Raw genomic sequence first — 3,508 nt, 5'->3', positions numbered from 1 at the left:
ACGCCGGGGTGCTCGCGCGCGAGGCGCTCGACGAGGTCCCGCTCGACCGCGGCGTCGAGCCCTGCGCCGGTGCGGTGCCCGGACGGCGAGGCGGACCCGGTGCGCGCGTCGTCGTGCCCCGGCCGGCCCTCGCCCGGGGCGAGCGCGGCCAGCAGCGCCGGGACGACGCGCTCCGTCGCGGGGGCGAGCCGGTAGAGCACGGCGGTGGCGCGCCGCTGCGACGTGAGCACCCCGGCGTCACGGAGCACGCGCAGGTGGTGCGAGACCGTTGGCGCCGTGACGGCGCAGGCGTCGGCGATCTCCCCGGCGCCGACCTGCCCCGTCGGGCTCGTGGCGACCACCGAGACGATGCGCAGGCGCACGGGGTCCGCGAGCGCGCGCAGCGTGTGCGCCCAGCCCTCCGCGGTCGCGTCCGCGAGCGCGCGCTGCGCCGTCGTCGACGTCACGGGACCTCCTTCTTCGATCGCAGTCTACAGAGACCAGCGTCGAAGGACCAGCCGTCCCCGAACGATCGAGGCCCCGCACCCCGGGGGTACGAGGCCTCGACGTCGGACGCCGTTGTCCGACGCGCGCCGTACTGCGAGCGCCCTGCGTCGGCGCCGGGCCGACGCGGCCCGGACGGGCCCAGCCTGGCACAGCCGGGGGAGCGGCGACCCCCGTTCGAGCGGTGGGTCCGGGCGGGTCAGGCTCCCGGGCGGACGGCCGTCATGTCCCGCACCGCGGCGTACTGCTCGCGCACGCGCGGCTCCGGCGTGCCGGTGCGCACCACGGTGCCCGTGGTCGGCGCCCAGTCCGGCGGGGTCGCGGCGCCCGAGAGCGCCCAGGCCGCCTGGCGTGCCGCGCCGTCCGCCACGTACTCGCCGGGAGCCGGCACGGTGACGTCCAGCCCCAGCACGCTCGGGGCGATCGCCTGGACCGCCTCGGAGCGCGCGCCGCCGCCGATGAGCCGCACGCGCGCCACGGGCACGCCCTGCGCGCGCAGGGCGTCGAGGCCGTCGGCCAGCGCGCACAGCATGCCCTCCACGGCGGCGCGCGCGAGGTGCGCCGGTGTGGTGTTGGCCAGCCGCATGCCGTGCAGCGCGCCCGTGGCGTCGGGCTTGTTGGGCGTGCGCTCGCCCTCGAGGTAGGGCACGAGGACGAGGCCGTCGGCGCCGGCCGGGGCCGCGAGCGCGAGGGTGGACAACCCCGCGTGGTCGACGCCGAGCAGGCGCGCTGCGGCATCGAGCACGCGCGACGCGTTGAGCGTGCACACCAGCGGCAGGTAGGCGCCGGTCGCGTCCGCGAAGCCCGTGACGAGACCGGACGCATCGGTGGTCGGTGCCGGGCTGATGGCCGAGACCACGCCAGAGGTGCCGATCGAGACGGCGACGTCACCGGGCACCATGCCCAGGCCCAGCGCCGCCGCGGCGTTGTCCCCCGCGCCGACGCCGAGCAGCAGGTCCGTCGCCCCGGCGCGCGGCACGCGCTGGGCCACCTCGCCCGGCCCGAGCACGCGCGGCAGCACGACGTCGTGCCCCAGGGCCAGGCGCAGCAGGTCGGGCCGGTAGGCCTCGTCGACGGGCGACCAGTAGCCGGTGCCCGACGCGTCCGAGCGGTCGGTGGTCAGCGCGGTCAGGTCCGGGACACAGCCCTCGGCCGCCGGGCCGTAGCCCGCCAGCCGCCAGGTCAGCCAGTCGTGCGGCAGCGCGACGGCGGCCACGCGGGCGGCGCTCGCGGGCTCGTGGTCCCGGAGCCAGCGCAGCTTGGTCACCGTGAGCGACGCGACGGGCACCGAGCCGATCGCCGCGGCCCACGCGGCGGCACCGGCAGCCGGGTCGCCGTCGCCGAGCTCGGCGATGAGGTCGACGGCCGCGCCGGCGGAGCGCGTGTCGTTCCACAGCAGCGCGTCGCGCACCACGGAGCCGTCGGCGTCCAGCGCCACCATCCCGTGCTGCTGCCCGCCCACGGCGAGCGCTGCGACGTCGTCGAGCCCGCCCGCATCGGCGAGGGCCGCCTGCAGCGCCGTCCACCAGTGGGCCGGGTCGACCTCGGTGCCGTCGGGGTGGGTGGCACGGCCGGAGCGCACGAGCGCCCCCGTCGTCGCGTCGCGCACGACGACCTTGCAGGACTGGGTGGACGAGTCCACCCCGGCGACGAGGACCATCGCTGCGGCTCCTTCGAGAGGCCGGGCCCCGACCGTCGACGGTCGGGGCCCGGGTGCGGGGTGGGTCAGCGGGCGCCGAGGGCGTGCTCGAGGGCCAGCTGGTTGAGGCGGACGAAGCCGAAGCCGCGGGCGGCGACCGCCGCGATGTCGAGCTCCTCGAAGGCGCTCCGGTCGGCGAGCAGGTCGGCGAGGGTCTCGCCCGGCGCCAGGGTCGGGGTGGCGAGCTCGAGCACGCCGGCCTCCTCGAGCGCCGCCTGGACCTCGGGGTCGGCCCGGAAGGCCTGCGCCCGTTCCTTGAGCAGGATGTAGGTGGCCATGTTGGCCGCCGCGGACTCCCACACGCCCTGGATCGACTCCGTGCGCGAGGGCTTGTAGTCGAAGTGGCGCGGGCCGTCGTAGCGCGGGCCGCCCGAGGGGAAGCCGTTCTCGACGAGGTCGACCGTCGCGAACGCGGAGAACAGGTCGCCGTGGCCGAAGACGAGGTCCTGGTCGTACTTGATGGACCGCTGGCCGTTGAGGTCGATGTGGAAGAGCTTCTCGGCCCACAGCGCCTGGGCGATGCCCGAGGTGTAGTTCAGGCCGGCCATCTGCTCGTGCCCGGTCTCGGGGTTGAGGCCGACGATGTCGCCGTGCTCGAGCTGGGCGATGAAGCCGAGCGCGTGCCCGACGGTCGGCAGCAGGATGTCGCCGCGGGGCTCGTTCGGCTTGGGCTCGATGGCGATCCGCAGGCCGTAGCCCTTGTCCTTGATGTAGGCGGCGACGGTGTCGATGCCCTCGGCGTAGCGGTCGTGCGCGGCCTTGAGGTCCTTGGCGGAGTCGTACTCCGCGCCCTCGCGCCCGCCCCACATGACGAAGGTGTCCGCGCCGAGCTCCGCGGCGAGGTCCACGTTCCGGACCACCTTGCGCAGGCCGTAGCGGCGCACGCGGCGGTCGTTCGACGTGAACGCGCCGTCCTTGAAGATCGGGTGGCTGAAGGTGTTGGTCGTGACCATCTCGACCGTGATCCCCGTCTCGACCAGGGCGGCCTTGAAGCGGGCCAGGATCCGGTCCCGGTCTGCGGCGCTCGAGCCGAAGGGGACGACGTCGTCGTCGTGGAACGTCACGTGGGACGCGCCGAGCTCGGACAGCCGGTGCAGCGACTCGACCGGGTCGAGGTCCGGGCGGGTCGCGGAGCCGAACTGGTCCTGGGCGTTCCAGCCGACGGTCCACAGACCGAACGAGAACTTGTCCTCGGGGGTGGGCATGCGGACCATGGGGGCGTCTCCTCGGTGAGCGGCAACTATTTGTTGTGTGGATGAACTTATCCCCTCACGCCGGTAGGGTCAACCCCATGAACGAACGGCTGGGCACCCCGCGGGCCGGCCG

General features: G+C 75.4%; 3 protein-coding genes. All 3 read right to left on the bottom strand.

Annotated features, from left to right (window positions below; all coding sequences use genetic code 11):
* Positions 1-446, bottom strand: a 446-nt coding sequence (locus PKY62_RS12750; protein WP_324537534.1) for an ArsR/SmtB family transcription factor, incomplete at its 3' end; no start/stop codon positions are given.
* A gap of 236 nt (positions 447-682) precedes the next feature.
* The gene (gene xylB / locus PKY62_RS12745) at positions 683-2,143 is read right to left on the bottom strand and encodes a xylulokinase (protein WP_324537532.1); all 1,461 of its coding nucleotides are present in this window, start codon (positions 2,141-2,143) and stop codon (positions 683-685) included.
* A gap of 65 nt (positions 2,144-2,208) precedes the next feature.
* Positions 2,209-3,396, bottom strand: a complete 1,188-nt coding sequence (gene xylA / locus PKY62_RS12740; RefSeq protein ID WP_324537530.1) for a xylose isomerase — start codon at positions 3,394-3,396, stop codon at positions 2,209-2,211.
* Between the last annotated feature and the right edge of the window lie 112 nt (positions 3,397-3,508).

It is taken from the genome of Actinotalea sp. (assembly GCF_035443605.1).
In the GTDB taxonomy this organism is placed as follows: Bacteria; Actinomycetota; Actinomycetes; order Actinomycetales; family Cellulomonadaceae; genus Actinotalea.
This window is presented reverse-complemented; position numbering and strand designations above follow the sequence as displayed.

Bases quoted from the DNA above. Each gene is read 5' to 3' on its own strand.
- xylB (WP_324537532.1), bottom strand. From the start codon at position 2,143: ATGGTCCTCGTCGCCGGGGTGGACTCGTCCACCCAGTCCTGCAAGGTC.
- xylA (WP_324537530.1), bottom strand. From the start codon at position 3,396: ATGGTCCGCATGCCCACCCCCGAGGACAAGTTCTCGTTCGGTCTGTGG.